The sequence below is a fragment of the Bradyrhizobium sp. PRIMUS42 genome (genome assembly GCF_023006515.1).
GTDB lineage: Bacteria > Pseudomonadota > Alphaproteobacteria > Rhizobiales > Xanthobacteraceae > Bradyrhizobium.
Genome location: NZ_JALBGZ010001586.1, coordinates 1 through 471 on the forward strand (window position 1 = coordinate 1; position 471 = coordinate 471).

1 pseudogene is annotated in these 471 nt (G+C 69.0%); it reads right to left on the reverse strand.

Features of this window, described 5'->3' with window-relative positions:
- Positions 1–471, reverse strand: a pseudogene (locus MOV75_RS41790) (hypothetical protein); the annotation flags it as partial.

Genomic DNA, 471 nt, shown 5'->3' on the forward strand with positions numbered 1-471 from the left:
CATGGCCCTCGGCGCTCGGATGCACCGCGCCGCCATAGACGGCGGAGAGCACGCCCCAGGTGGCGTCGTGGATGTCTGTCGGCTGGCTCGCCGCCGGCAATCCCTGCGGATAGGTCATCGCGGCAAAATAGCTGTCATTGGCGTCGCGGATCCAGCGCCCGCGCGGCAGGTAGGCGCGATATTCCGAGGCGCCGCGGCCGCACAGCATCGGCTGGCTCGCCGCGCTCACGATATCGGGATTGAAGCTCTGGCCGTTCTCGGCGAAGCAGGCGCGATCGAATTCGGGATCGTTGCCGGAATGGGCGCAGAAGCCGTGGTCGGCGAACGCCGCCTGATGCGCATCGACGAAGGTCATGCGCTCGGCCTCGGGATCGCGGCACAGCGCGCCGCGGGTGCAGGTGGCGAGCCCCTTCAGCTGCGGCAGGAATTCAGTGTCGACGAAGGTCGAGACGCGCGCCAGGCGCTGCGGGT